Source organism: Prosthecobacter sp., assembly GCF_044222345.1.
In the GTDB taxonomy this organism is placed as follows: Bacteria; Verrucomicrobiota; Verrucomicrobiia; order Verrucomicrobiales; family Verrucomicrobiaceae; genus Prosthecobacter.
The window spans coordinates 1-24,040 of the sequence record NZ_JBGANL010000019.1; the positions used below are offsets into that span (position 1 = coordinate 1).

The window sequence follows — 24,040 nt, forward strand, 5'->3', positions numbered from 1 at the left end:
GGCGTATCGTTAATTTCGCGCCTCCATGTCTCGAACTGCCAAAAAAACTGCCGCCCGGAAGTCTCTCAATGATGTGATTCGCATTCGTGGGGCGAGGCAGAACAATTTGAAGGGGGTGGATCTGGATCTGCCGCAGGGGACGCTGAATGTGATCACGGGGCCGAGCGCGACGGGCAAGTCGACGCTGGCGTTTTATACGATATATTCGGAAGGGCAGCGGCGGTATGTGGAGACATTTTCGCCGTATACGCGGCAGTTCTTTGAGCGGATGGACAAGCCGAAGGTGGACTCGATTGAAGGAATTCCGCCGGCGATCGCGATCGAGCAGGTGAACAACATGCGCAGCACGCGCTCGACGGTGGGGACGATCACGGAGATCAATGATTACCTGAAGATGCTGTTTCCGCGACTGGCGGAGGCGACGTGCCCCTCGTGCCACAGGCCGGTGAGGCCGGAGTCGCCGGAGAGCATTCTCAATGAACTCATCAATGCGCATGCGGGGAAGCAGGCTCTTATTTTGTTTCCGGTGGCGGTGCCGAAGGATGCGGTGGCGGCGGACTTTGCGGCGTTTCTGCAGGCGCAGGGCTTTCTACGGGTGTGGCTGTATGGAAGTGTGATTCGTCTGGATGAGGCGGATGCCCTCAAGGGGCGCAAGCTGCCGGCGCAGGTGATGGTGGTGCAGGACCGCGTGGTGCTGGAGGCGAAACAGCGTGCGCGTGTGAGCGAGGCGCTGGAGGCGGCGCTGCGCTATGGCAAGGGCAAGGTGGCGGCGAGCATTGATGAGGAGACGCTGCATTTTTCCACGGACTGGAGCTGTGCGGACTGTGGAATCACGCTGCCGGCGCCAACGCCGGGGCTGTTTAGTTTTAACAGTCCGATTGGGGCATGTCCGACGTGCCGGGGCTTTGGGCGCACGCTGGGGCTGGACATGGGGAAGGCGATTCCGGATGAGTCGCTGAGCATCAATCAGGGGCTGGTGCGGCCGTTTCAGGGCAGCACGTATGGGGAGTCGCAGCTTGATCTGGAGAAGGCGGCGCGGAAGCGTGGCGTGGATATTCACAAGCCGTTTGAGGATTACTCGAAAGAAGACCGCAAGTGGCTGATCGAAGGTACGCGGGATGATCCGGAGGAAGCGTACAATCGTGGCGAGTGGTATGGGGTGCGGGGCTTTTTCAAATGGCAGGAGTCGCGCAGCTACAAGATGCATGTGCGGGTGTTTCTGAGCCGCTACCGCGCCTACACGGAGTGTGGCGACTGTGGCGGCGGTCGTTTGAAAAAGGAGGCGTATAACTATCGCATTGGTGAGCATACCATCGCGGATCTGTCGCGGCTGCCGGTGAGCGAGCTGCATCCGCTGGTGGAATCGTGGCCGATCAAGGCGAGCGATCATGTGGCGACGATGCTGCGAGGGGAGATCGCCAGCCGCATCAGCTACATGGATCGTGCGGGGCTGGGGTATCTGAATCTGGACCGGCAAACGCGTACGCTGAGCGGTGGGGAACTGCAACGGGTGAACTTGACGACGTGCCTGGGGGCCTCGCTGGTGAACACGCTTTTTGTTTTGGATGAGCCGAGCATCGGGCTGCACCCGCGTGACATTGGGAAGCTTATTGGCGTGATGGAAGGGCTGCGCGACAAGGGGAACACGCTGCTGGTGGTGGAGCATGAGGAGGCGGTGATGCGCAGCGCGGACAACCTGATCGACATCGGGCCGGGGCGTGGTGAAAAGGGTGGCGAGCTGGTGTACAGCGGGCCGCTGGAGAAGCTGGGGGCGAAGGTGAAGTCGCTGACGGGAGATTATTTGTTTGGGAGGAAGAGTGTGCCAGTGCCTGCGCAGCGGAGGCCAGTTACAAGCCCTCCTTTGTCAGAGGCGGAAGCAGCCCCTACCAAGGGCAAAGGCAGCCGGAAAGGCGGGGCTGCCAGCCAGCAGTCCATCACACTGTCCATTCGCGGCGCGCGGCAGAACAACCTCAAAAAACTGGATGTGGATATTCCGCTGGGGGTGTTTTGCTGCATCACGGGGGTGAGCGGCTCGGGGAAATCGACGCTGGTGCATGATGTGCTGTACCGGAATCTGCAACGGCTGCGGGGCGAGGTGTGTGAGGAAGAGCCGGGGCGCGTGAGCAAGATCACGGGCTGGGAACAACTGCATGACGTGGTGATGGTGGATCAGTCGCCGCTGGCACGCACGCCGCGCTCGACCCCGGCGGTGTTTCTGGGGGCGTTTGATCACATCCGCACGCTGTTCTCCGAGACAGAGGACGCGAAGGCGCAGGGGATCATGCCGGGATTTTTCAGCTTCAACTCGGGTGAAGGGCGCTGCGAGCGCTGCGCGGGGAATGGCTTTGAGAAGATCGAGATGCAGTTCCTGAGCGATCTGTATGTGACCTGTCCTGAGTGTGAAGGGAAGCGCTACCAGCCGCATGCGCTCAAAATCTTGCTGCACGGGCAGAGCATTCATGATGTGCTGGGCATGACAGCGGAGGCTGCAGTGGAGTGGTTCAGCAGCCCGTTGTTTGAGGCGTCGAAAAAGGCGAAGCAGATCGTGGCGCAGCTGCATCTGCTGAATGAGGCGGGGCTGGGCTACCTGAAGCTGGGGCAGCCGCTGAACACGCTTTCGGGCGGTGAGGCGCAGAGGCTGAAGCTCATCGGGCATTTGATTGAAAATCCTGCGGGGTCTGCGGCGGGCAGCCTGCTGCTGCTGGACGAGCCGACGACGGGGCTGCACTTTGATGACATCGCGCTGCTGGTGAAGCTGCTGCAGCGGCTTGTGGAAGAGGGACACAGTTTGCTGGTCATTGAGCACAATCTGGAAGTCATCAAATGCGCGGACTGGGTCATTGATCTAGGACCGGAAGGTGGCGAAGCGGGTGGCGGGCTGGTGATTGCGGGAACGCCGGAGGAGGTGGCGGAGTGTGCGGCTTCGCATACCGGACGTTATCTGCATGAGCTGCTTTCAGGTTCGAAGGGACATGCGGCGAGCCGTGTGGCGGAGACTCCAAGGAGAGAGCTTTCACTGCCGCAGGAGACTAGCAATGCGATCTCGATCCGTGGGGCACGTGAGCACAATCTGAAAAACATCTCGGTGGAGATTCCACGGGATGAATTTGTGGTGGTGACGGGGCTGAGTGGATCGGGGAAATCGTCGCTGGCGTTTGATTTGATCTTTGCGGAAGGGCAGCAGCGGTTCCTGGACAGCATGTCGGTGTATGCGCGGACGTTTGTGGAGCAGATGGAGAAGCCGGAGGTGGACCTGATCACGGGTGTGCCGCCGACGGTGGCGATCGAGCAGCGCATCTCGCGCGGCGGTGGCAAATCGACGGTGGCGACGGTGACGGAGGTGTATCACTTCTTCCGCCTGCTGTATGCGAAGCTGGGCACGCAGTACTGCCCCACATGCAACGTGCCGGTGAAGAAGCAGAGCGTGCAGGCGATTTTGAAAACGGTGCAGCAGCACCTGCGCAGCGGTGGGGGACATCTGCTGGCGCCGCTGATCAAGGCGCGCAAAGGTTTCCACACGGATGTGGCGGAGCATGCAGGCAAGCATGGCATTGAGACGCTGCTGGTGGATGGTGAGTTCCGCGACACGATGGGTTTCCAGAAGCTGGAGCGCTTCAAGGAGCACACGATCGATGCGGTCATCGGCCGCGTGGCCAAGAGTGATGATGCGGAGAAGCTGAGGCCTTTGATCGAGACGGCGCTGAAGATGGGCAAGGGCACGATCAAGCTGCGGCTGAATGACAAGACGATGCACGTGCTGAGCACGGAGATGAGCTGCCCTTCATGCGGACTGTCGTTTGAAGAGCTGGACCCGCGTTTGTTTAGCTTTAACAGCCCGCATGGCTGGTGCAAAGAATGCCGTGGCTTTGGTGTGGTGGGGCACAAGACGGATCTGAGCGACCGGCAGCCCGATGTTTCGGTGCTGGAGGCGGAGCTGGAAGAGGAGCGCCGTTTTGAAAGTGCGGATGATGAAGGTGAGAAGCCACGTGAGATCTGCCCGAGCTGCCATGGCAGCCGCATTAATGAGATCGGGCGTGCGGTGCAACTGCAGGGCACGAAGATTCAGCAGTTCGCTGGACTGACGGCGGGGGATGCGGGTAAGCTGTTGTCGAAGTTTAAGTTTGAAGGCACTGAAGAAATCATCGCCCGGGACATTGTGAAGGAGATCGCCCAGCGTTTGAAATTCATGCAGGAGGTGGGCCTAGGCTATCTGCAGCTGAACCGTAGTGCGGACACGCTGAGCGGTGGTGAGGCGCAGCGGATTCGTTTGTCGGCGCAGCTTGGGAGCAATCTGCGCGGGGTGCTGTATGTGCTGGATGAGCCGACCATCGGTTTACATCCTCGCGACAATGAGAAGCTGCTGGACACGCTGATGGCGCTGCGGGACAAGGGCAACTCGCTGCTGGTGGTGGAGCATGATGATGAGACGATGAAGCGTGCGGACACGATCCTGGATCTGGGGCCGGGCGCGGGGAAGTTTGGCGGTCAGATCGTGGCGCAGGGCACGATGGCGCAGATCTTGAAGAACAAGCAGAGCGTGACCGGTGCGAGCCTGCGCGAGCCGCTGAAGCATCCGGTGCGCGGCTCACGCCGTGCGCTGCCTGCGCTGAAGGCGAAGGAAGGCTGGCTGCGGGTGACGGGCGCGACGGCGAACAATTTGAAGGACATCGATGTGTCCATTCCGCTGGGTCGTCTGACCGTGCTGACGGGCGTGAGCGGCAGCGGCAAGAGTTCGTTCATGCATGGGGCGCTTTCGCCAGCGGTGCGCGAGAAGATCAGCAAGTCGAAGGTGAAGGTGGTGAAGGCGTGGAAGAGCATCAGCGGGTTTGAGAATTTGCAGACGGTGCATGAGGTGGATCAGTCGCCGATTGGGAAGACGAGCCGCTCGTGTCCGGCAACGTATGTGGGCATTCTGGATGACATTCGCGCGTTGTTTGCGCAGGTGCCGCTGGCGCGGACGCGTGGCTACACGGCAAGCCGCTTCTCTTTCAACACGGAAGGCGGGCGCTGCGAGGCCTGCGGAGGCAACGGCGAGATCAAGGTGGAGATGGCCTTCCTGCCGACGACGCGCGTGCATTGCGAGGCCTGCAACGGGCTGCGCTTCAATTCGTCCACGCTGGAGATTGAGTACAACGGCAAGCACATCGGCGATGTCCTGCGCATGAGCATCACGGAGGCGGCGGAGTTTTTTGCGCCGGTGCAGAAGATTGCACGGCCTCTCAAGCTGCTGGCGGATACGGGTCTGGGCTATTTGCAGCTCGGACAGCCGAGCCCGACGCTGAGTGGTGGTGAGGCGCAGCGCATCAAGCTGGTGACGGAACTGCGCAGCGGTGACGGACGCACCAACAAGGAGCGGCTGAAGGGCATCACGGTGGCCGGAAAGCGGAATCTGTATCTGATTGAGGAACCGACCATCGGCCTGCACATGCAGGACGTGGCGCGTTTGATTGATGTGCTGCACCGGCTGGTGGACGAAGGGCACACGGTGGTGGTCATTGAGCACCATCCGGATGTGTATGCGGAGGCGGACTTCCTCATTGATATTGGTCCCGAGGCTGGGCCTGAGGGTGGGAAGCTGGTGGCAGCGGGGACGCCTGAGCAGGTGAAGAAGTGCAAGGGGAGCGAGACGGCGCGGTTTTTGTGAGGGTCATGTCGAGATGATGAGCCCAAGAAAAGGTTCATCATCTTCGTCGTCTTTCACATGCGCCCGCCCAGATCACCCTCCCGCAGCATCCCTGACTGGCAGGCCGGGTGTATTGACAGCAAGTGGAGGTGGAGTCTGCCCTGGAGCATCAGTGCTGCGGGTTTGTTGATCTTGATGGTGGTAGCAACCTCTCTTTGGAATGATGCGGTTTTGAGGGAGCTTTCCCAGTATGTCACCTCCGAAGTCTCATTGAAATTCTCATTGAGGCGGAAAGGAGAAAACGATCAACGGGTTTCGGCACCGCGCATTCTTCGGATCGACGGCAAGCAGACTGTGCATATGAGAGGCAGGCGCGTTTATCTTTCTCGTTTGATGTCTCACCGCCACCGTCTCATCAGCGCCCCGCCACTACCACGGATCACCGAATCTCAGTGGCGCTTTTCAGGTATTCCCTGAGATGCAGGATGAAGGCCGCCCAAGACGAAAACTCATTTTTGACTTGCTTGGTTCGCTAGTCACCAAATATCTGGCGCAATGCGTGATGCGCTGCATTCCGAACTTTGGCGGACATCCAAAGTGTTGAATGGTGTTCCAGATCATCGAGCACTTTTGCAGCTCTCTCCCGGCTCAAGACACCGGTTGCTGCCAGATACAAGACAACACCAAGAGAACCACGCACCTGAAGCCCCAGAGACTGGCCGATAGTGCGGGCCGCTGTGTCATCGCTCAGAAACAAGCCGGCACCGATTTCTTTGGCATAGGCCAGAGCTTCGGCCTCACCGGCATGAAGCAAGTCAGCCTGAAGCCATTCAGCAGCTTGACGATTGACCTTTAAGGATGGCTTGATCAGCCGGAGCCACGAAGGGAAACCTGTCTGCCGCAATGATGGCGCATGCCGTTGAAGTTCAGACCAAACTTGCGGCGTCATCTGAATTTCACCCAGACTGGCGATCAGATCGATGGCCCCCGCTTGATAGAGATGCAGGAGCGGGCCGGTGTCTGTCACCACGATGTTCATGACTTGGACTTGGCGGCAGCCAAGGCCCAGTCGATGTCATCAAGCTGCTGTTTTTCGAGCAGGGCTAGTTTGCGGCTGCTCATCAGATCGCGGACAGCGGCGCGCACGGCCTCCGCCTGGCTCTCAAACCAGCCGGATTGCACAGCGGCGTCGAGTTCAGCGGAGAGCGCCTCGGGGAGTTCCAGTGTCAGCGTTGTCATGGTGAAGCATATGCCCTCCAAGGCGTATTCGCAAGGTCGTGCTCCTTGCATTCGCTCCGCTCCCACCTTTGATTGGGGTCTAACTTTGAACTGAAAGACACATCATGGGCGCACAATGGAAACAGAAATGGCGGGAAATGGCCGCGGACCAAAAGGGGAAGATCACGGGCAAGCTGGTGCGTGAAATCCAGGTGGCGGCGAAGCTGGGCGGGCCGCACCCGGAATACAATGCCCGACTGGCGGCGGCGGTGGCCGTGGCGAAGAAGCAAAGTGTGACGCGGGAAACGATCGAACGTGCGATCGCAAAGGGGTCGGGAACCGGGCCGGATGCGGTGCAGTATGAAACGACGACGTATGAGGGCTTCACGCCGCACCGTGTGCCGGTGATCGTGGAATGCCTGACGGACAACAACAACCGCACGGCCTCGGACATCAAGGTGCTGTTCCGTGCAGGGACCATGAGCAAGGTGATGTGGATGTTTGACCATGTGGGGCTGATCGAGGCGCACCATGCGGACAAGACGCTGGACATCGAGGAGGCCGCGCTGAATGCCGAAGCGGAGAATGTGGAGCCGATGGAGGTGGAGGATGAAGAGGCGGCGGGTCACCTCGGCGCGCGTTTTTTCACGCAGACGACGACGCTGGATGCGGTGACGAAGGCGCTGAAGGCGGCGGGCTGGGTGGTGACGACCTCTGAAATGAGCTACGTGCCGAAGGAGTACCCGGAGCTGACGGATGAGCAGCGTGAAGAGGTGACGAATTTCCTGCAAACATTGGACGGACATGATGATGTGCACCGGGTTTACGCTGCGCTGAAATGACGAAACCCGAATGGCGAATGACGAATGAATGCCAAAGCCCGAATGACAAATGCGGGCAGTGCTGGTTCGTGACTCGCGCATTTTGGATTTCGTCCTTTTTGATCTTACCCGTGGTGCTGCTCCTGTGCGGCTGCGGGAAGAAGAAGGCCGCTGTGAAGCCGAAGGCGGAAGCTCCGGTGGTGGTGGTGCCGACGCTGCTGACGGAGGCGGAACGGCTGGGGCTGGCGGGCCGCGTGCCGGCGGATGTGGATTTTTGTGTGAGCAGCGTGCAGTTGAAAAAGCACACGGAGGCGCTGAAGGCCTCACGCTGGTGGGGGCAGATGATGGCGTTTTTGGAGGACAAGGCGCCGACGCCTGGCAAGACGAGCAGCGTGACGGTGGATGAGGCGTTTGTGGCCTTTGGCAAAGACAGCGTGAAGAGCCTGGTGCTGCTGCGGCAGTTGAATGATCTGTACAACGAGACGGCGTATCGAGGCATGATGAGCGGCGGGGTGCTGGCGGGTCTGGGGACGAGCTTTGATGCGAAGAAGCTGATGGAGGCCGCGCTGCGTGACCCCGAAGTACTGGAGGCGCTGATCCTGCTGCTGGAGCGGTTTGAAATGCCGCCGGTGATGATCGGTGTGGCATCGCCAGAACCGGAGCAGGTGCTGAAACGGATGAGCGAGCTGCTGCATCTGGCTGACTGGCTGGGAGATGCGCCGCAGTCGCGCATCGTGACGGCACAGGGGGAGAAGATCACGGTGAATGAGATCGCGATGGATCAGGTACTGACGGCGGAGCGGCGGCGGCAGTGGCTGGAGATGCTGGCGCAGGCCGTGCCGGGGATCACGGCGGAAATGAAGGACCGGATGGCGCGTGGTCTGGAGGTGCTGGCGCGCAAGAAGTGGGTGCTGGCGCTGGGCCTGAGCGCTGAGCGTGCGTATGTGGCGGTGGGGAAATCGAAGGATCAAGTCCGGCTGGCCAACTCGGTGGAGGAATCGCTGCTGGCGCGGCCGGAGCTGCGCGGGCTGGATGCGCATGCGCTGAAAGGCCTGGGTTTGATCGTGTGCTGGGACGGTGTGTTCCTGGACACGCTGCAATCGGACCACCCGTTTCAGCCGATCGTGCGCGGCGTGATGGCGGGCCTGCAGAGGGAGAAAACTTTTTCAGGCGTGGCGCGTGCGCTGGAGCCGCAGGTGGTCGAGCTGGCGGCGGCGGAGCGTGCTTATTACCGCAACGAACATACGAACGGCGCGGCGGTGGCGTGGTGGGACGGCGGGGTGCAGATGGAAGTTGCCGGTGGGGACTCGAAGGCGGAAACCGAAGAGCTGGCGAAGGCATCGCAGTTCTCGGCGTTGCTGGATGATCCGGAGCTGGTGTTTGGCGTGAGCGGGCAGGGATCGGACGCCGGCACCGGGAGAGCTTATTTTGAAGCGTGGATGCGTGCGGTGCATGCGACGGCGCATGAACTGGTCAAGGCGGGCGTGGGCGGGGAGCAGTCTGCGCAGATGTTCAAGCTGGCGGATCTGGCGGTGCTGCCGAGCGTCATTGCCGTGTATGACGGCACGAAGACGATCTGGCAGAAGGCGCTGAGCGGAGACGGGGCATTCATCCTGGACATCGGCGGGAAGATGCCGCTGCTGCCGGGGATGCCGCCGGGAGGTGAAGCGGTACCGGTGCCACGCTTTGCGAGTGTGCACGAGATCAAGAACCGTGCGTTGATCGGCGTGTCCTGGGACAACATGGAGACGGCGCTGCAGACGTTGCTGAAAAACGTGCCTTCACCACAGCCGATTGAGCTGCCGAAAGTGGTGGTGAAGCGGAGCGGGGATCTGACGAGCTACAGCTATGAGCTGCCGTTTGATTCGAGCGAGCTGGGGCCCTGTGCATCGCTGAATGACCGGCTGTTCATGCTGGGCACATCACGCGTGCAGCAGAGTCATCTGGCGGAAGTACTCAAGCAGCCGAATGCGAGTCCTGCCAAAGGAATGCGGGTGAAGCTGAACTTCGCGAAGCTGCGGGAGTTTCTGAAGGCGTTTGCCGCGGTGAGGGAGCAGAATGGTGGTGCAGGGGAACTTAAGGCGGCCTTGAAATGGCTGGAGCCGTTTGAGGAGCTGGACCTGCGGCGGTGGAGCGAAGAGGGAGTGAGCAGAGGACGAATGGCGTGGAAGATGCACGATGTGCTGAGCTATGACTGATACCACGCGCCATTGAAAACGGGTCTGAGCAGGTTTGTGGACGGGCAGCGTGGCACTCCGGTCGTAGGTTGGATGTGTTTGGCGTCTAAACCGCTTCTTCGCTCCACAACTCCCTCCGACAAACCGTCCTGCCACGAGGGTGTTCGCACGCCCCGATGTTTGCGGAACGCTGATGGACGGGCGGGCTGTCGCCACACCCATCCTACGTATGGCAGGCATGCAAGCATTGACTGCCCGATTGGCCTTGAAGCCTCCCACTGAACATAAAGTCTCTTCTTCAGAGCCGAACTTTCATCGACTCCGAAATAGACCCGTTTTCAATGAATTGTGGTATGAGACGGCTCACATCGTCACTTCGATGACGAGGACACCGGTGCTGGCTCGGGCTGTGGGCGCCAGGTGAGCATGCCTTTTTCGTTCATGAGGTAGAGGACGGGGATGGACTTGCCCTGCGGACCGTCGGGGAGGAGCCGGCCTTCGGCGTCGAAGTTGGCGATACGGGCGTCGGCATAGCGGATCCAGCCCTGGAGTGCGCCGGTGGTGGAATCGTAGCGATAGACATCCCGCCACTGCTTGGGGGTGGTGAGGCGAGGGCTGACGTAGGCGGGTGCGGTGGAACGGTCGAGAACGTCGGGGAAGAGCACCTGGCTGAGGAGGATGAGGTTCAGGCCACGCAGCATGTAGCGCTCGCCGAGAGAAAGTTTTTCCGGCGGGGACATGGTGTCGATCTGCCCGGAGGCCTGCTCAACGAGGATGCCCTGCACGATGAGGCGGTGGAGTTCGGCGCGGACATCGGCGACGGCGGTGGCTTTGGGCGAAGCGGCCGCGAGCGCGTCGAGCTCGTGCTGGGAGCCGAGGTAGAAGGGATGGAAGCTGGCGATGGCGTTGAGCACTTTGTCGATGGTGGCGCGCACGATGAGATCGGACTTTTCCGCGACCTTTTTCTTCAAGGTGGAGCTGATGGCCTCGCCGAGTTTTGCGCGCAGCTGGGCGGCCTCGTCTTTGCGTTTGTCGGCGTTTTCGATGGCAGTGAAGGCATCGAGCAGGGGTTTAAGCACGAGGTAGTGCTGCTGCAGACCGCCGCGTTCGTCGGGCGTGAGAAGTTGATCGAGCAACCGGCTGCGGAGATTGGTGTCCTTCATGCTGAAGGCGAGCAGGATCTTCACCCAGCGGGGGTCGGTATCTGTGACGGGAAGACCGAAGTCTGGATTGTGAGTTTGATAGTGGATTTCAGAGACGCGGCCCTTCTCATCGTAGAAGTGCATCTCGTTGGGCAGCATGTAAAAGCTGATGATGGCGGGGGCGCTGACGCTGGAGCCGTTGTCGGCGAAGATGCCGATGTCGATGCGATGGCTGCGGATGCCGGTGGAGGTGATCACGGGCGGCTGCCAGCGAATGCGCAGGCGCATGACATCGCCGCCGGGTTCGGACTCGATGTGAACGAAGCGCGGATCCCCCTGCAGCACGGCGGCGCGCATTTGCAGCGGGGCTTTGACCAGGTTCACGGTTTTGTCGAAGCCGATGAGCATGCCGTGCTCGGCTTCATTGCCACGCAGGATGCGGGCGATGGAGACGGGAGTGTCGGAGAGCTTCCAGGGATGAGGGTTGGGGAGCTCGAAGAAATTCCTGCCGGGCTCGATCTTGGTTTCCTCGATGACACGCAGCAGGACGAGTGGCGGGATTTTCTGCGGCGTCATGTCATGGGCGATGCGCACCATTTTTTCCTCATCGATCTGCGCGCCGTCGAAGACAGGCGGATGGGCTTTGCCGGTGAAGTAGTCCTCAGGTGTCTGCACCGCCGTGTTTGAGCGGCGAAAGATGGACTGCAGCGTGGGCATGAGCAGGTGCTTTTCGATGAGGAGCTTCTGGGTGTCCGGAGGAAAGGAGGCGGTGGTGGAGAGCAGGGCCTTGAGGAAGGGCTGATCGGTGTAGGAGGAGCCCTGGGAAATGAGCAGGCAGGGGGTGTTCAGCGGCAGGAGATCGCCATAACCGCCGCCAGCGTTTCCATTGGCACCGATGTCGTAGTCCTGGTGTTCAGGATAGATGAAGAGGTTGTTGGAGAGGTACTGTTTGGCGAGGAAAAGATTGCCGCCAGGATCCATCGTGATAATCCGCGGCAGACAGCCCATCTGCGTGGCGCCGGAGGCCATGGAGCAGTTGCCGAAGGTCGGCTGGGAGCGGACCTGCGTGGCAGCCCCTTTTTCATTCTCGGCCCCCTTGTACACCTGCAGCTGCGGATACTGCGCGGTGTTCAGCGGCGAATGCTGGCCGTCCCGATTTTCATAGGTGATGGCCTGGAGTCCAGCGGCGGTGCCTTTGGCAAACCAGTCATTGAGCAGCCCGGCGACTTTGTCCGTTCGTGTGGTGACGGACTGTGCGAGGACATCCGAAAGGCCAAGCGTCAGAAACGCCAGGAGGCACAGGCAGGCCGTGGGTGGGGTCAGCACGCCGCATTGTCATGGCAGCGCCGCTGTTGGCAAAAGGAATATGCTGCACAGAGAGTTTAACCTTCGGGCGTAGCCGCCAGCGGGAAACGCAGCTTGATCTCGGTGCCCTGGTCGGGATTGCCCCGGACAAAGAGCTGGCCGCGCATTTGATCAGCGAAGACCGCGAGGATTTTGAGGCCGAGGCCGCCGCCTTCACCGGGGTGAAAGCCGGGGGGGAGGCCCACGCCATCGTCACTGATGACGAGTTCGCCGCTGCCCTGGGTGTAAGTCAGCATGGCGGTGATCAAGCCCTTGCGGCCATGCGGGTAGGCATGTTCAAAGCAGTTTGAAAGCGCCTCATTGAGCGTGAGGGCGAGCGGCATGAGCCACTCCTGCTCAATGGGGCCTTCCTGCACTTCCAGGTGCACCTTGATCTGGTCCGAGTTCACCTCATAGCATTCACGCAGGTGAGTGACGAGATCGCAGGAGAAGTCGCTGAAGGTGTCACCCTTTCCAAGAGCGACCTGATACAAGTGCTGATGCAGTGCGGCGATGGCACGCACGCGGTTCTGGCTGGAGCGCAGGGCATTGCGTGCATCCTGATCACTCACGCCATTGATCTGCATGTTCAGCAGGCTGGAGATGATCTGGAGATGGTTCTTGATGCGATGATGCGTCTCGGTGAGCAGGAGTTTTTCGCGCTCAAGGTCAACCACCGGCCAGCGCTGGCTGGAAGGTGACACCACCTGGAAAGCCAGCGGGATGGCGGCTTTCAGCATCTCTACAGGCAGCGGAGGGACCGCTGCAGGTGCGATTTCGGCGGCGAAGTGGGTGCTGAGTTCAAGCCCGCCCTCCTCAAGCACGCGCACGCTGGTTTCCACTTCCCCGCGTTTGCCGTTTCCGCCGAAAAACGGACGCTGAACGATGCTGTCAGGATTGGCTGCCTGCGCGGCGAGATCTGCAAAAAAGCCGGTGGCGTCCGAAGGACGGAAAAACTGATGCAGCGGCCGCCCGATGGCGGCAGCAGACTCGAGACTGAACAATTGCTGGGCATGCACCGACCAGGTGCGGACGCGGCCATTGGCATCGGTGGTGAGAAGCACCGCTCTGGTCGGCCGGGATGCTGTGCCAGATGCCTGGGAAGCGGATGCGTCGGAAGAGGCGGCCTCAGGCATGGTGGCGGCTGCGGGCTCGGTGACCTCCTGCAGGTAGTGGATGGTGCAATGGGTTTCCCCCTGCGCATCTGGAACGGCTGCAAGATGGAGGATGGCACGCGAGAAAGAACCATCGACACGTTTGATGCGAACTCCGAGCGCCTCAGCCTGACGGCCGCTGCTTTGGAGGGAGCGCAGGGCATCACGCCGTGCGGTGGCGCTGTCAGGATCCAGCCAGGCATCCAGCGGATAGCGACGCAGCTCGGACTTGGCCTGGCCGAGGAGTTCTTCGGCATGCTGGTTCACCTCGAAGATGACGCCGGCCTTGTCCGTCATGACAATGGCGATGGGGCTGCCCTGCATGAGCGTGCGAAGCTTGGCCTCCATGCTGCGGAGCTGCTCTTCATGACGGGTGTGCTCAGTGGCGTCCTGAATGCTGACAAGCAGGCCCCCGCCGGGCAGGGCAATGGGATGAAACTCGAGTTCTTTGAGCAGGCCATCCGCCGTGGCGAGAGAGACCGTGCGCGTCAACTGACGCCGCCAGACGCTTTCACGCCAGGCCAGCACGACCTGGGCGCGATGCTCCTCGGTGGAGCATGCATGAGCCAGCCAGCTTTCCACGGTCTGATCTGATTCGAGCGGGCGCCCCAGCAGTTTGGCCAGGCCTTCATTTTGAAACACGGGAACGCCACGTTCATCCAAAACGAAGACTCCGCAGGGAATGCCTTCGAGATAGCTGCGCAGGCGGGACTCACGCCTGCCGAAGGCCTGCTGCGCCTCGGCGAGCGTACGCAGCTCCTGCCGTGCACGAGAAAGCTCGTTTTCCAAACGCTGCTGTGCGGCATCATTTACAGGGGCAGGCGCAGGAAGAGGAGGGGGAGGCACCACGGGCGCAGGAGGAGCCGCCGGCAGATTGAAGCGAGGCACGATTTCTGCGGCTGGCGGGGAAGGGAAGCCCATCACCATGATCTGGCGCGGGGAATCGTCCGTCCCTTTGCGTGCCAGGGCTGAAACCAGCCAGCGGGAAGGGGTGGCGGGATCCGGAGAGGAAGCCTTGTGCGTGGTGATATAGACCGGAACCGGTGAGTGCGCCAATGCCACGCGGGTGAGTGCATCGAGTGTTTGCTGACGCAGAGCGCTGTAGTCCCGGCCTTCACCGAACACTTCCCAGAAACAGGTGGTGCCCTCCTGAATCCCTTTGTCCAAGGTCAGGTGCGCAGCGGCGACGTTGGCGCGCAGGATTGCCCCGTCCAGATTGAGAATCAGCATTGGAATGGAGCAGTCCAGCGGATCGGGCGTTTTCGCCGCAGACGGGGAACCGTCCTCATCCTCCGAGGCGGGAGCTGCTTTGACAGCATCTTCACCGGAAGGCTGGGGAGAACTGAATTTCTCACAGGTGACCATCAGGCCGCCAACAGCGGCATCACGCTTCTTGCGCCAGGGCCGCACTTCCCAGCGATAGACCAGATTCTGGCCGTCAGGTCCGCTGAGGGAATCATGCTCACTGCGGACGATGTGCCCCTGCAGCGCGCGTTCATAGACTTGCCTCCAGCCTGGATGCAGGCCTGGAAAAATTTCATACTGGCTCTTGCCGACCAGCGGCTGCACCTGCTGAAGGCCGAATTCAGTGATCCATTGGCGGTTGGCGAGCATGTAGCGCATGCCACGGTCAAACATGGCCATGGCAACGGGAGCATTTTCCACCAGCGCGCCCATTACCAGCTCCATGTCTTCTGATTCGTGTTTGGGGAGTTCTGCGCTCCCCTGAACTCCCGTGCGCGGGTCCTGGGCCTCGTCACGCGCCCTCTCCAAAGGCGCTGTTTGCGCCTTGGGGTGGATGACGTTTCTGAGGACCGAAGGTGACATGTCGTGATTAGTTGAGAAAATTTGAAATTTAGGTTCTCCCAAGTTATCAGCAAGGCGAAAGTGCAGAGATTTGCGACTCAGTTCAGCAATAAACGAGCCGGGAGGCAAGTTTGATCCTTAAGCCTGCTGAAATCATTCCCGATGGTAGGGCTCCCCCCGAATGATGGTGTAGGCGCGGTAGATCTGCTCCATCAGCATGACCCAGGCAATGTCATGCTGCATGGTGAGGGTGGAGAGCGACCAGGACATTTTGGCCCTGGCACGAAACTGCGGGGAGTGACCGTCTGCGCCTCCGATCACGAGGCAGATGCGTTTGCGGCCGGAAACCTCTTCGTTTTCAATCCATCTGGCCATCTCCAAACTGCGCAATTGCCTGCCACGTTCGTCTAGAAGTATGCATAGATCACCTGCGCACGCGGCCTCGATCTGCTTTTCCACCCGCTCCAAGGGAGCCTCTTTAATCACCACATGCTCGAAATGACTGTAGTGCTGAAGTCTCTTCCAATAGAGTTCCACAGCCTCTTTGACCCAAGGGTGGCCGGGTTTCCCGACAGTGATGATGCGCCATTGCATGAGGCCAAAAGCGCACATCTCAGCGGGTTATACAAGGCAGGCATGCTGCTATTGCTATTTTAATAAACATGGATTTTGTTGATTAACCTTACCGCCCTTGTTGTTGCATAATTTAAAAAGATCGTTAAAATGAGAACGCCACTTTAAAAATTAACCGTTCGCTAAGCCTATGTCCAAAGCACCTCACACCCCGGTTCATCTCGTCGCGACATGTGTTGTGACGCTCATGCTGGCATCCTGCGCCGTTCCTCCCCGTGAGGCATGGCAGGCAATCCAGAGTCGTGGACTCATCACTTACTATTTGGAACACGAGAGCCGTCCGCTCGGAGTCACTGCTGGTTCGCCGACACTGGCAAAAAGCACGACGCCAGTGCAGACGCCCAGCCCGACCGTGGGTCCTGAGCGTCCTGCGACGCCGCCCCCTGCGATGCTGAATGCATCCACGATGCCAGTTGCGCAGGCAGTGCCCGACCTCCCCGGCTATGTTCGCACTCCATTCACCAATCCGCCACGCCTGGTGGATGTGCGCGGAATGTCTGCTGGCTCGAAAGTGGTCTGCCCCTACACACAGCGTCCTTTCCTGGTTCCGGGCAGCGTGACCGCCGCCCCTTCCAACGTCGCTGCAAATCGTCCCAAGACACCCGCAGCGCCTGAGCGCCCGCGCACCACACCCGTGGCACCCAACAGCAACGTGGCCGCCATGACGACGCCTGCACCCTCCGCTCCAACGGTGGCACCGACAACTCCCTCCGCCCCCGTGGTCGAGCTGCCCTACGGTTCTCCCATTGCTGGACGCCCTGGCTTCGTGAACAGCCCGTTTGCCGCCAAGCATCAGCTGGTGGATGTGACCGGCCTTCCCGTGGGCATGGAAGTCAAGTGCCCCTACACCGGCAAGCTCTTCCGCGTGCCGCCGCAGTAGCATTCGCTGCTACAAGCAGTCGTTCAATACCTTTGCCCCGTCTGGATTCTTCTCCTGACGGGGCTTTTCATTTCCGTGTTCGACGGTTCCGTGATTTGCCTTCACGCAACAACATGCGATGATGAACGGCAATGGATTTTCCTTCAGGCCTGCTGACCGTCCCCGGCCGCACGTTTCTACATTTTTTAGCCTACCTCGGACAGCTCACTGCATTGATGCAGGAGCTGCTGATCGCATTTCGGTCAGGTGTGTGGCGCCTCAGGCTGGTGGCGCATCAGATCGTGGCCATCGGGTATGGCTCCCAGGCAGTGGTCATTGTGACCGGAGCTTTCACAGGAGCGGTGTTCACTTTTCAAAGCTACGCCAAGTTCAAGGACTTCGGTTTTGAGACGACTGTGGGTGCGGTGGTGTCCGTGGCGCTGTGCCGAGAGCTCGGCCCGGTGCTGGCAGGCTTGATGGTGGCGGGCCGTGTGGGCGCGGCCATGGCGGCTGACATTGGCACGATGAAAGTGACGGAACAGGTCGATGCCCTGCGGGTGATGGGCGTGCACCCGGTCGATTACCTCGTGCTGCCACGCTTTCTGGCGATGATGATCTCCATGCCGTTTCTGGTGGCGGAGAGCATTTCCTTCGGCCTTTTCGCCTCGTATCTGGTGACGAGCTTCGGCTATGACATGCCATCCACCTGGTATCTCAACCACATGCTGGAGCATACCAACATGGAGGATCTGAGCATTGGCATGATCAAAGGCTTTGTGTTTGGCATGCTGATCACCCTGATCTCCTGCCACCAGGGACTGGCGGCTGAAAACGGCGCCGTCGGCGTCGGTGCGGGAACGACGCGTGCGGTGGTCATCTCCTCGCTGGTGATGCTCATCGTCAATTTCTTCCTCTCCCTGCTGCTCAACTACATCTTCCCGATCGGCACCGTCTGACCATGGCTGAACCCACCCCCAGCACGAGGCCGACGCCCCCTGCCGCCAACGACGGCAGCGCCCCTGCCTTCATCGAACTGAGAGGCGTCTACAAACGCTTTGGCAAGCAGGAGGTCCTGCGCGGCATCAACCTCACGCTGCAGCATGGGGAAACGCTGTGCATCATCGGCCCCAGCGGTGAAGGCAAGACGGTGTTGATGAAGCACATCATCGGTCTGATCAAACCTGACAAAGGCGAGATCTACGTGGATGGCGTGCATGTGAACCGGCTGAAGGAACGTGATATGGCTCCGATCCGCAAAAAGGTGAGCATGCTCTTCCAAGGAGCGGCGCTCTTTGACAACCTGACGGTGGAGCAAAACGTGGCCTTTCCGCTGCTGGAGCACGGCGTGCGTGATCGCAAGGAAATCGACCGCCGTGTGCGCGAAGCCCTGCAGGCCGTGGATCTGGACGAGCACCGGACCAAGTTTCCCACCGCTCTTTCAGGCGGCATGCGCAAGCGCACGGGCATCGCACGGGCGATCATCGACCACAGCGAATGCATCCTGTATGATGAGCCGAACTCGGGCCTCGACCCCATCGGCTCGGACATCATCGATCAGATGATTTTGCGCATGCAGCGGCGCTTCAGGATCACCTCCATCATCGTCACCCATGACATGCGCAGCATCTTCAAGATCTCCAACCGCGTAGCCATGCTGTATCGTGGGGAGATCCGCTTCCTGGGGACCCCCGACGAACTGAAGAACTCCGACGACAAAATCGTGCAGGACTTCATCAACGGGCGTTCCGACATCACCTGCTGAACCCGCTTCTTCACCCTCTTTTCATTCTTTTTATCTCATGATCGACAGTGACAAAAAAACCGAAATGCTCGTCGGGCTTTTCCTGTTCATCGGGCTGCTCTTGCTCGGCGGCCTGATCCTAACCTTCGGACGTGTGCGTGAAGTGTTCAAGGACACCTACCACCTGCAGGTGTCCTTTCCAAACGCATCCGGCATCAAAGAAGGCTCACCCGTCTTTCTCGGCGGTTCACGCGTGGGCAAGGTGGACAAAAAGCCGCAGCTCAACGAAACCTTCACGGGCGTCATTCTCGACCTGGAACTCTTCAAGGACGTGATGATCCCCGCTGATGCCACCTTTGGCATCGGTTCAGCGGGTCTGATGGGAGATGCGCTGGTGGAAATCAAACCCAGCGGCAAACAAACGGATGTGTTTCTGCCGCATGATTATGACAAGATCATCGAAGGTGAAAAAGGCGGCGGCCTGAACGACCTGCAAAGCCAGGCGGAGAAGGTCGGCAAAAAAGTCGATGTGGTGCTGGATGACGTGCGCGTGGCTCTCAAAGATGTCCAGTCGGTGATGGGCAAGGTCAATAAAGAAGCCCTCTCCGACGCCACGATTCTCAGTTTCAAGGAAGGCATGGAGCACCTCAACAGCACACTCAAGCGGGTGGATGACAAGGTGCTGGGCGAAGAAAATGCCCAGACCCTGAAGACCGCGCTGGCGGAACTCAAGGATGCGGCGACCAGTTTCAAAGGCGCCGCCAAGAACATGGAGGAGTCGAGCAAGAAACTCGGCCCGATGTTTGACAAACTCGACCCCGCCATCGCCAAGGCAGACAAGCTCATGGCGACTGCCGATGAATCCCTGAGGTCGATCAAAAAAGCCGCCGACACATTCTCTGTGGTAGGAGCCAACATCTCCACGGGCAAAGGTCTGCTGGGAGCGGTGATGAACGACCAGCGTTTGATGAACGACTTCCGTGACTTGATTTACAATTTCAAGGTCAACGGACCGCTTTGGTACAAGGACACGGCGGAAAGACTCCGTGCCGAGGAAGCGAAAAAGCATCTTGAAGAATCTCCGCCGAAACGCGGCATTTTCCGCTGAGCCTGTGAGGGTGCCGGCTCACGCCAGCACTGCATGCAGCATGCTTTCGTCCTCGCGGCATTCGGCCAGGATCAGCGCGCGCAGGCGGCGTTTGGCACGGTGAAGAGCCGTGCGCAGCGCACCGCTCTGCGGACGCGCGGCACGGCAGCCTTTGACGATGTTTTCCTCCAGGCAGTCCCAGATTTCACCCCGACCCTGTGCGTGCAGTTCCAGACTGAATGAATGCAGAGCGCGCTCGATCACGCCCCTGGCCCACTCACGGTCCATTTCTCCGTCTGGGGGCGGACGTGAATCGACCAAGTCGATGTTGCCGCCATTTTCATCACTCAACGAGAAGCAGACCGCGCCGCCGCCACGGCGCTGCCGGGTGCGGTGCTGCCAGCGCTTGATCAGGTGCGTGCGCAGGCGGGCAAAGAGGAAGGCGGCCTGCTCGCCATGATCCGCGATGGCTGCGGCACGCTCGTGCTGGCCCTGGGCCACGAGTTTGGCAAACAGTTCCTGTACGGCGTCTTCGGCATCGTGAGCCTCGCAGCCGCGCGCCCGTGCAAAGGCGCAGAGCACGGGCCAGTGGCGGCTGTAGAGCATTGAGGCTGCATTGCAGGCGGATGAGTCTGTGGTGTGGCTGCTGGCGTGGTCTTCTCCAAGGTGCATGGCGGTGAGGGGTGGTTACCCATGCATTGGAGCAACGGCGCATGACACCGGGCTGCGGGCGGACATTAATAGGCATTTATCTTCGTGCGTGGCGCCACAGTCCGAGTGAGAGTCTGAGCGTTTACCTCATTGAATGAGCGCCCCGGCCAACACCCGCAGCTTCCGCACCCGCCTGGCCCTGCAGACGATGATCGTCGCAGGGACGCTGGTGGCGGGCTTTGGTGCCGCCGCCTGGTGGTATGCCAGCCAGACGCTGGAACGCAGTGTGGATGACCGCATCATTGCTCCTGCCCAGCGGGTGTGGAACCGTATCGACCCCTACACGACGGATGATCAGTTCAAACTGATCGCCGACCTCGTCTTTGGCACTTCAGCGGAGCACAATGCGACCCATGCAGTGCTGGTGGTGCAGGAGCATGCTCAAGGGAAGACCTTGTTTGCCACGCCCAACGCCCCCAAAGATCTGAATGCGTACTTCCGCAGCTGCTTCCCGACGCAGGAAGAAATCGGGCGGGCGCCGCCAGTCGCGCCCCCGGGCGGCGGCCCCGGCCCACCCAGCGGCCGACGACACAGCCCCCCGCCACCGCGAAGGGATGGCGAGTTCGGCGATTTGCTCGGCACGCCTGGATTTGGCAGGCCGCCACCTCCACCGCAGGAGCGCGAACTGTCCTTTCGCCCGCAGATGCCCATGGTGCGTGAGCCGGTCACCTTCACCGCGCGTTCGGGCGGCATCGACTGGCGTTTCGGTGCCTTCAGCAGCCCCACGTACACCATCTTCATCGGTCTCTCGCTCACGGATTTTTATGCGGAAATCAACCGCATGGCCTGGTGGTACGTGGGTGCGGGAGCGCTGGGGCTGGTACTGGCCGGATTCGGGGCGCTGTGGACTTCCGGGCAGGCGATGCGGCCGCTGGAGCGTGTGGTCAGCACGGCCCAGCGGCTGACGGCAAGTGACCTGGCCGAGCGCATCCCTGTGCAGCGCGATGACAACCGCGAGTTCGCCCAGCTCATCGACGTGCTGAACGGCATGATGCAGCGCCTTGAGGGCAGCTTTCAACAGGCCGTGCGATTCACTGCTGATGCATCGCATGAGCTGAAAACCCCGCTGGCCATCATGCTGGCAGATCTGGATGATGCCGTGCGCCATACCGCTCCCGGCAGCGCAGAACATGAGCGCTTTGTCTCACTCTTTGAAGAGGCCTCTCGCCTCAAACAGATCACGCAAAGCCTGCTGCTGCTCTCCCAGGCAGATGCAGGGCGGCTGCCCACGCACCCGGAGAACTATGACCTCAGCCTCGATCTTGAGCGCCTCATCGAAGACGGGGAAATCCTCTGCGGGCAGGCTGGGCTGACGCTGGAACATCACATCGAGCCGGGCATCATGGTGCACGCCGACCGCGCGCTGCTGCAGCAGGTGTTTCAGAACCTGCTGAGCAATGCGATCAAATACAACCGGCCGCAGGGCCGCGTCTCGCTGACGCTGGCACAGCACGACGGGCAGATTGTTTTCGCCGTCGCCAACACCGGCGCGGCCATCCCGGCGGAAAATCAGCAGCGGCTCTTTGAGCGCTTCTTTCGTGGCGACAAGGCCCACACGCGGCAGACGGACGGTTTTGGCCTCGGCCTCAACATCGCCACCGAGCTGGCGCGTGCGAATGGGGCAGAGCTGCGGCTGGTGAGTTCGAGAGAGGATGAGACGGTGTTTGAGGTGCGGATGAAGGCACCGTAGTGGAGTCATGCGGGCACAGAATGGATCCGGGAGGTGGTTGACGGGCAGAGAGAGGGGCAAAATGGCGCTTTCACACCCTTAACTTCCCCCTTGCCAAACGCGGAACTTCTCCGAGAATCCCGCCCCTCTTGTCCGGAGGCCTTTTGGCTTTGCGGGACGAAAGCCCGCCGTACGCCTCAGGAGTGGAGGTTTGCGAGCGGTTACCCTCTAAACACTCGCAACCCGTAAACAACAGATAATGAGCGCAACCGCTACACTCGCAGACCTGATCGCAGGTTCTTTCCGCGAGCTTTCCGAAGGATCCATCGTCAAAGGCAAGATCCTTGAAATCAAACCGCAGGTCATCCTCGTCGATATCGGCTACAAGTCCGAAGGAGCCATCCCCTCCAACGAGTTCGAAGATGAAGACATCCAGGTGGGCGATGAGGTGGAAGTCCTCCTCGAACGCCTCGAAAACGACGAAGGCATGGTCGTTCTCTCCAAGGAGAAAGCCGCCCACCGTCAGAACTGGGAGAAGATCTACAACGTCTTCAAGGACGGCGGTCTCGTCAAAGGCAAGATCAAGAGCGTCGTCAAAGGCGGCCTCATGGTCAACGTGGGCGTCGAAGCCTTCCTGCCCGGCAGCCAGATCGACATCATCCCGCCGAAGGATCTCAACGAATACGTCGGCAAGGTGTTCGAATTCAAGATCGTCAAGATCAACGACGAGCGCAAAAACATCGTGCTTTCCCGCCGCGAAGTCATCGAGGCCGAGCGCGCCGAACAACGCCAGAAGTTCCTCGATGGCGTCACCCCTGGCGACAAGGTCATCGGTGTGGTCAAGAACATCACCGACTTCGGTGCGTTCGTGGACCTCAACGGCATGGACGGACTGCTCCACATCACGGACATGTCCTGGGGCCGCCTCAACCATCCTTCCGAAATGCTCGGAATTGGGCAGAAGATCGAAGTCCAGATTCTCGAAGTCAACCGCGAGAAGGAGCGTGTCTCCCTGGGCCTCAAGCAGCTGCAGAACAATCCTTGGGAAAACATCGAAGCCCGTTACCCAGTCGGCCAGCGCGTGCGCGGCAAGGTCACGAAGCTCGTCGCCTACGGCGCGTTTGTGGAAGTGGAAGAAGGCGTCGAAGGCCTCGTCCACGTCTCCGAACTGTCCTGGACGAAGCGCATCGCCCGTCCTTCCGACGTTCTTACCGTGGGTCAGGAAATCGAAGCTTCCGTCCTTGGCATCAACAAGGAAGAGCGCAAGATCAGCCTCGGCGTGCGTCAGCTCGACACGAATCCTTGGGACGACATTGACGCTCGTTACCCGATTGGCACTGTGATGAAGCGTGCCGTCCGCAACCTCACCGCCTACGGTGCGTTTGTGGAGCTGGAAGAAGGCATCGACGGCATGATCCACGTGTCCGACCTGAGCTGGACCCGCAAGATCAACCATCCTTCCGAGCTCCTCAAGAAGGGCCAGGAAGTGGACGCCGTGGTTCTCGGCATCGACAAGGCCAACCAGCGCATCAGCCTCGGCATGAAGCAGCTGGACACCGATCCATGGTCCATCATCGACACCCGCTTCAAGGTGGGCGACGTCGTGAAGGGCCGCGTGGCCAAGATCGCCTCCTTCGGTGCCTTCGTCGAACTGGAAGACGACATCGACGGCCTGGTGCACATCTCGCAGATCAGCGAAGACCGCATCGAGAAGGTGAAGGACAAGCTCAACGTTGGCGACGAAGTGGAAGCACGCGTCATCAAGGTGGACAAGGTGGAGCGCCGCATCGGCCTTTCCATCAAGGCCATGAACTACAGCGAAGCCGACATCCAGAAGGAAAGCCAGGCCTTCGAAGCGCTGCGCCCAAGCACCGACCTCGTCGGTCTGGAGCAGGCCTTCAAGTTCGCCACCGAAGAGTGGCGTCCAGGCGGTCAGTAATCCGCGATCTGAGATTCAACATCCAATCAACCACGAAGAGGGCGCCGAAAGGTGCCCTCTTTTTTTGACTCAATCCTAATCTTCCTCCCGCGTTTGGATTTCTTGGCGCTGGGTGA

Annotated in this window: 15 protein-coding genes; 9 read left to right on the forward strand and 6 right to left on the reverse strand. The window is 60.3% G+C overall.

From position 1 onward, the window contains the following. Positions 1-25 precede the first annotated feature (25 nt). A complete protein-coding gene (locus ACILSL_RS12050; protein WP_395732282.1) occupies positions 26-5,644 on the forward strand; it encodes an excinuclease ABC subunit UvrA in 5,619 nt (1,872 codons plus the stop codon). Between the two features lie 511 nt (positions 5,645-6,155). Here ACILSL_RS12050 and ACILSL_RS12055 read toward each other — a convergent pair. Together ACILSL_RS12055 and ACILSL_RS12060 are read right to left on the reverse strand one after the other, a co-directional pair. Then, positions 6,156-6,662, reverse strand: a complete 507-nt coding sequence (locus ACILSL_RS12055) for a hypothetical protein (protein WP_395732283.1) — start codon at positions 6,660-6,662, stop codon at positions 6,156-6,158. Further along, positions 6,659-6,862, reverse strand: a complete 204-nt coding sequence (locus ACILSL_RS12060) for a ribbon-helix-helix domain-containing protein (RefSeq protein ID WP_395732284.1) — start codon at positions 6,860-6,862, stop codon at positions 6,659-6,661. The genes ACILSL_RS12055 and ACILSL_RS12060 overlap by 4 nt, the downstream gene beginning before the upstream one ends. A gap of 104 nt (positions 6,863-6,966) precedes the next feature. Between ACILSL_RS12060 and ACILSL_RS12065 the strand changes: the two genes are divergently transcribed. Next, positions 6,967-7,683 carry a YebC/PmpR family DNA-binding transcriptional regulator gene (locus ACILSL_RS12065; RefSeq protein WP_395732285.1) on the forward strand — a complete coding sequence of 239 codons (717 nt, stop codon included), beginning with the start codon at positions 6,967-6,969 and terminating at the stop codon, positions 7,681-7,683. A 110-nt stretch (positions 7,684-7,793) separates the two neighbouring features. After that, a complete protein-coding gene (locus ACILSL_RS12070) occupies positions 7,794-9,860 on the forward strand; it encodes a hypothetical protein (protein ID WP_395732286.1) in 2,067 nt (688 codons plus the stop codon). 350 nt (positions 9,861-10,210) lie between these two features. Here the strand turns inward: ACILSL_RS12070 and ACILSL_RS12075 are convergent, their stop codons facing one another. From ACILSL_RS12075 to ACILSL_RS12085, 3 genes are all read right to left on the reverse strand, one after another. Beyond that, complete coding sequence (locus ACILSL_RS12075; RefSeq protein WP_395732287.1) at positions 10,211-12,307, reverse strand: hypothetical protein; 2,097 nt, start codon at positions 12,305-12,307, stop codon at positions 10,211-10,213. A 56-nt stretch (positions 12,308-12,363) separates the two neighbouring features. After that, positions 12,364-15,306: a PAS domain-containing protein gene (locus tag ACILSL_RS12080; RefSeq protein ID WP_395732288.1), complete on the reverse strand. Its 2,943-nt coding sequence runs from the start codon at positions 15,304-15,306 to the stop codon at positions 12,364-12,366. A 132-nt stretch (positions 15,307-15,438) separates the two neighbouring features. After that, positions 15,439-15,879 (reverse strand): 23S rRNA (pseudouridine(1915)-N(3))-methyltransferase RlmH, encoded by a 441-nt coding sequence (locus ACILSL_RS12085; RefSeq protein ID WP_395732289.1) that lies wholly within the window; start codon positions 15,877-15,879, stop codon positions 15,439-15,441. A gap of 169 nt (positions 15,880-16,048) precedes the next feature. Here ACILSL_RS12085 and ACILSL_RS12090 point away from each other — a divergent pair, with 169 nt between their 5' ends. The 4 genes from ACILSL_RS12090 (at position 16,049) to ACILSL_RS12105 (ending at position 19,626) form a co-directional block, all read left to right on the forward strand. Continuing rightward, on the forward strand, positions 16,049-16,798 hold the full coding sequence (locus tag ACILSL_RS12090) for a hypothetical protein (protein WP_395732290.1): 750 nt from the start codon (positions 16,049-16,051) through the stop codon (positions 16,796-16,798). 131 nt (positions 16,799-16,929) lie between these two features. Then, complete coding sequence (locus ACILSL_RS12095) at positions 16,930-17,733, forward strand: MlaE family ABC transporter permease (protein ID WP_395732291.1); 804 nt, start codon at positions 16,930-16,932, stop codon at positions 17,731-17,733. 2 nt (positions 17,734-17,735) lie between these two features. Further along, entirely contained in the window at positions 17,736-18,539 is an 804-nt protein-coding gene (locus ACILSL_RS12100; RefSeq protein WP_395732292.1) for an ABC transporter ATP-binding protein, read from the forward strand. Positions 18,540-18,576: 37 nt separating this feature from the next. Further along, positions 18,577-19,626, forward strand: a complete 1,050-nt coding sequence (locus tag ACILSL_RS12105; protein ID WP_395732293.1) for an MlaD family protein — start codon at positions 18,577-18,579, stop codon at positions 19,624-19,626. Between the two features lie 18 nt (positions 19,627-19,644). Here the strand turns inward: ACILSL_RS12105 and ACILSL_RS12110 are convergent, their stop codons facing one another. Beyond that, positions 19,645-20,277 carry an RNA polymerase sigma factor gene (locus ACILSL_RS12110; protein ID WP_395732294.1) on the reverse strand — a complete coding sequence of 211 codons (633 nt, stop codon included), beginning with the start codon at positions 20,275-20,277 and terminating at the stop codon, positions 19,645-19,647. A gap of 133 nt (positions 20,278-20,410) precedes the next feature. On the opposite strand from ACILSL_RS12110, the gene ACILSL_RS12115 reads away from it, so the two are divergent. Continuing rightward, positions 20,411-22,006 (forward strand): sensor histidine kinase, encoded by a 1,596-nt coding sequence (locus ACILSL_RS12115; RefSeq protein WP_395732295.1) that lies wholly within the window; start codon positions 20,411-20,413, stop codon positions 22,004-22,006. A 238-nt stretch (positions 22,007-22,244) separates the two neighbouring features. Beyond that, positions 22,245-23,924 carry a 30S ribosomal protein S1 gene (gene rpsA / locus ACILSL_RS12120; protein ID WP_395732296.1) on the forward strand — a complete coding sequence of 560 codons (1,680 nt, stop codon included), beginning with the start codon at positions 22,245-22,247 and terminating at the stop codon, positions 23,922-23,924. Positions 23,925-24,040: the final 116 nt, after the last annotated feature.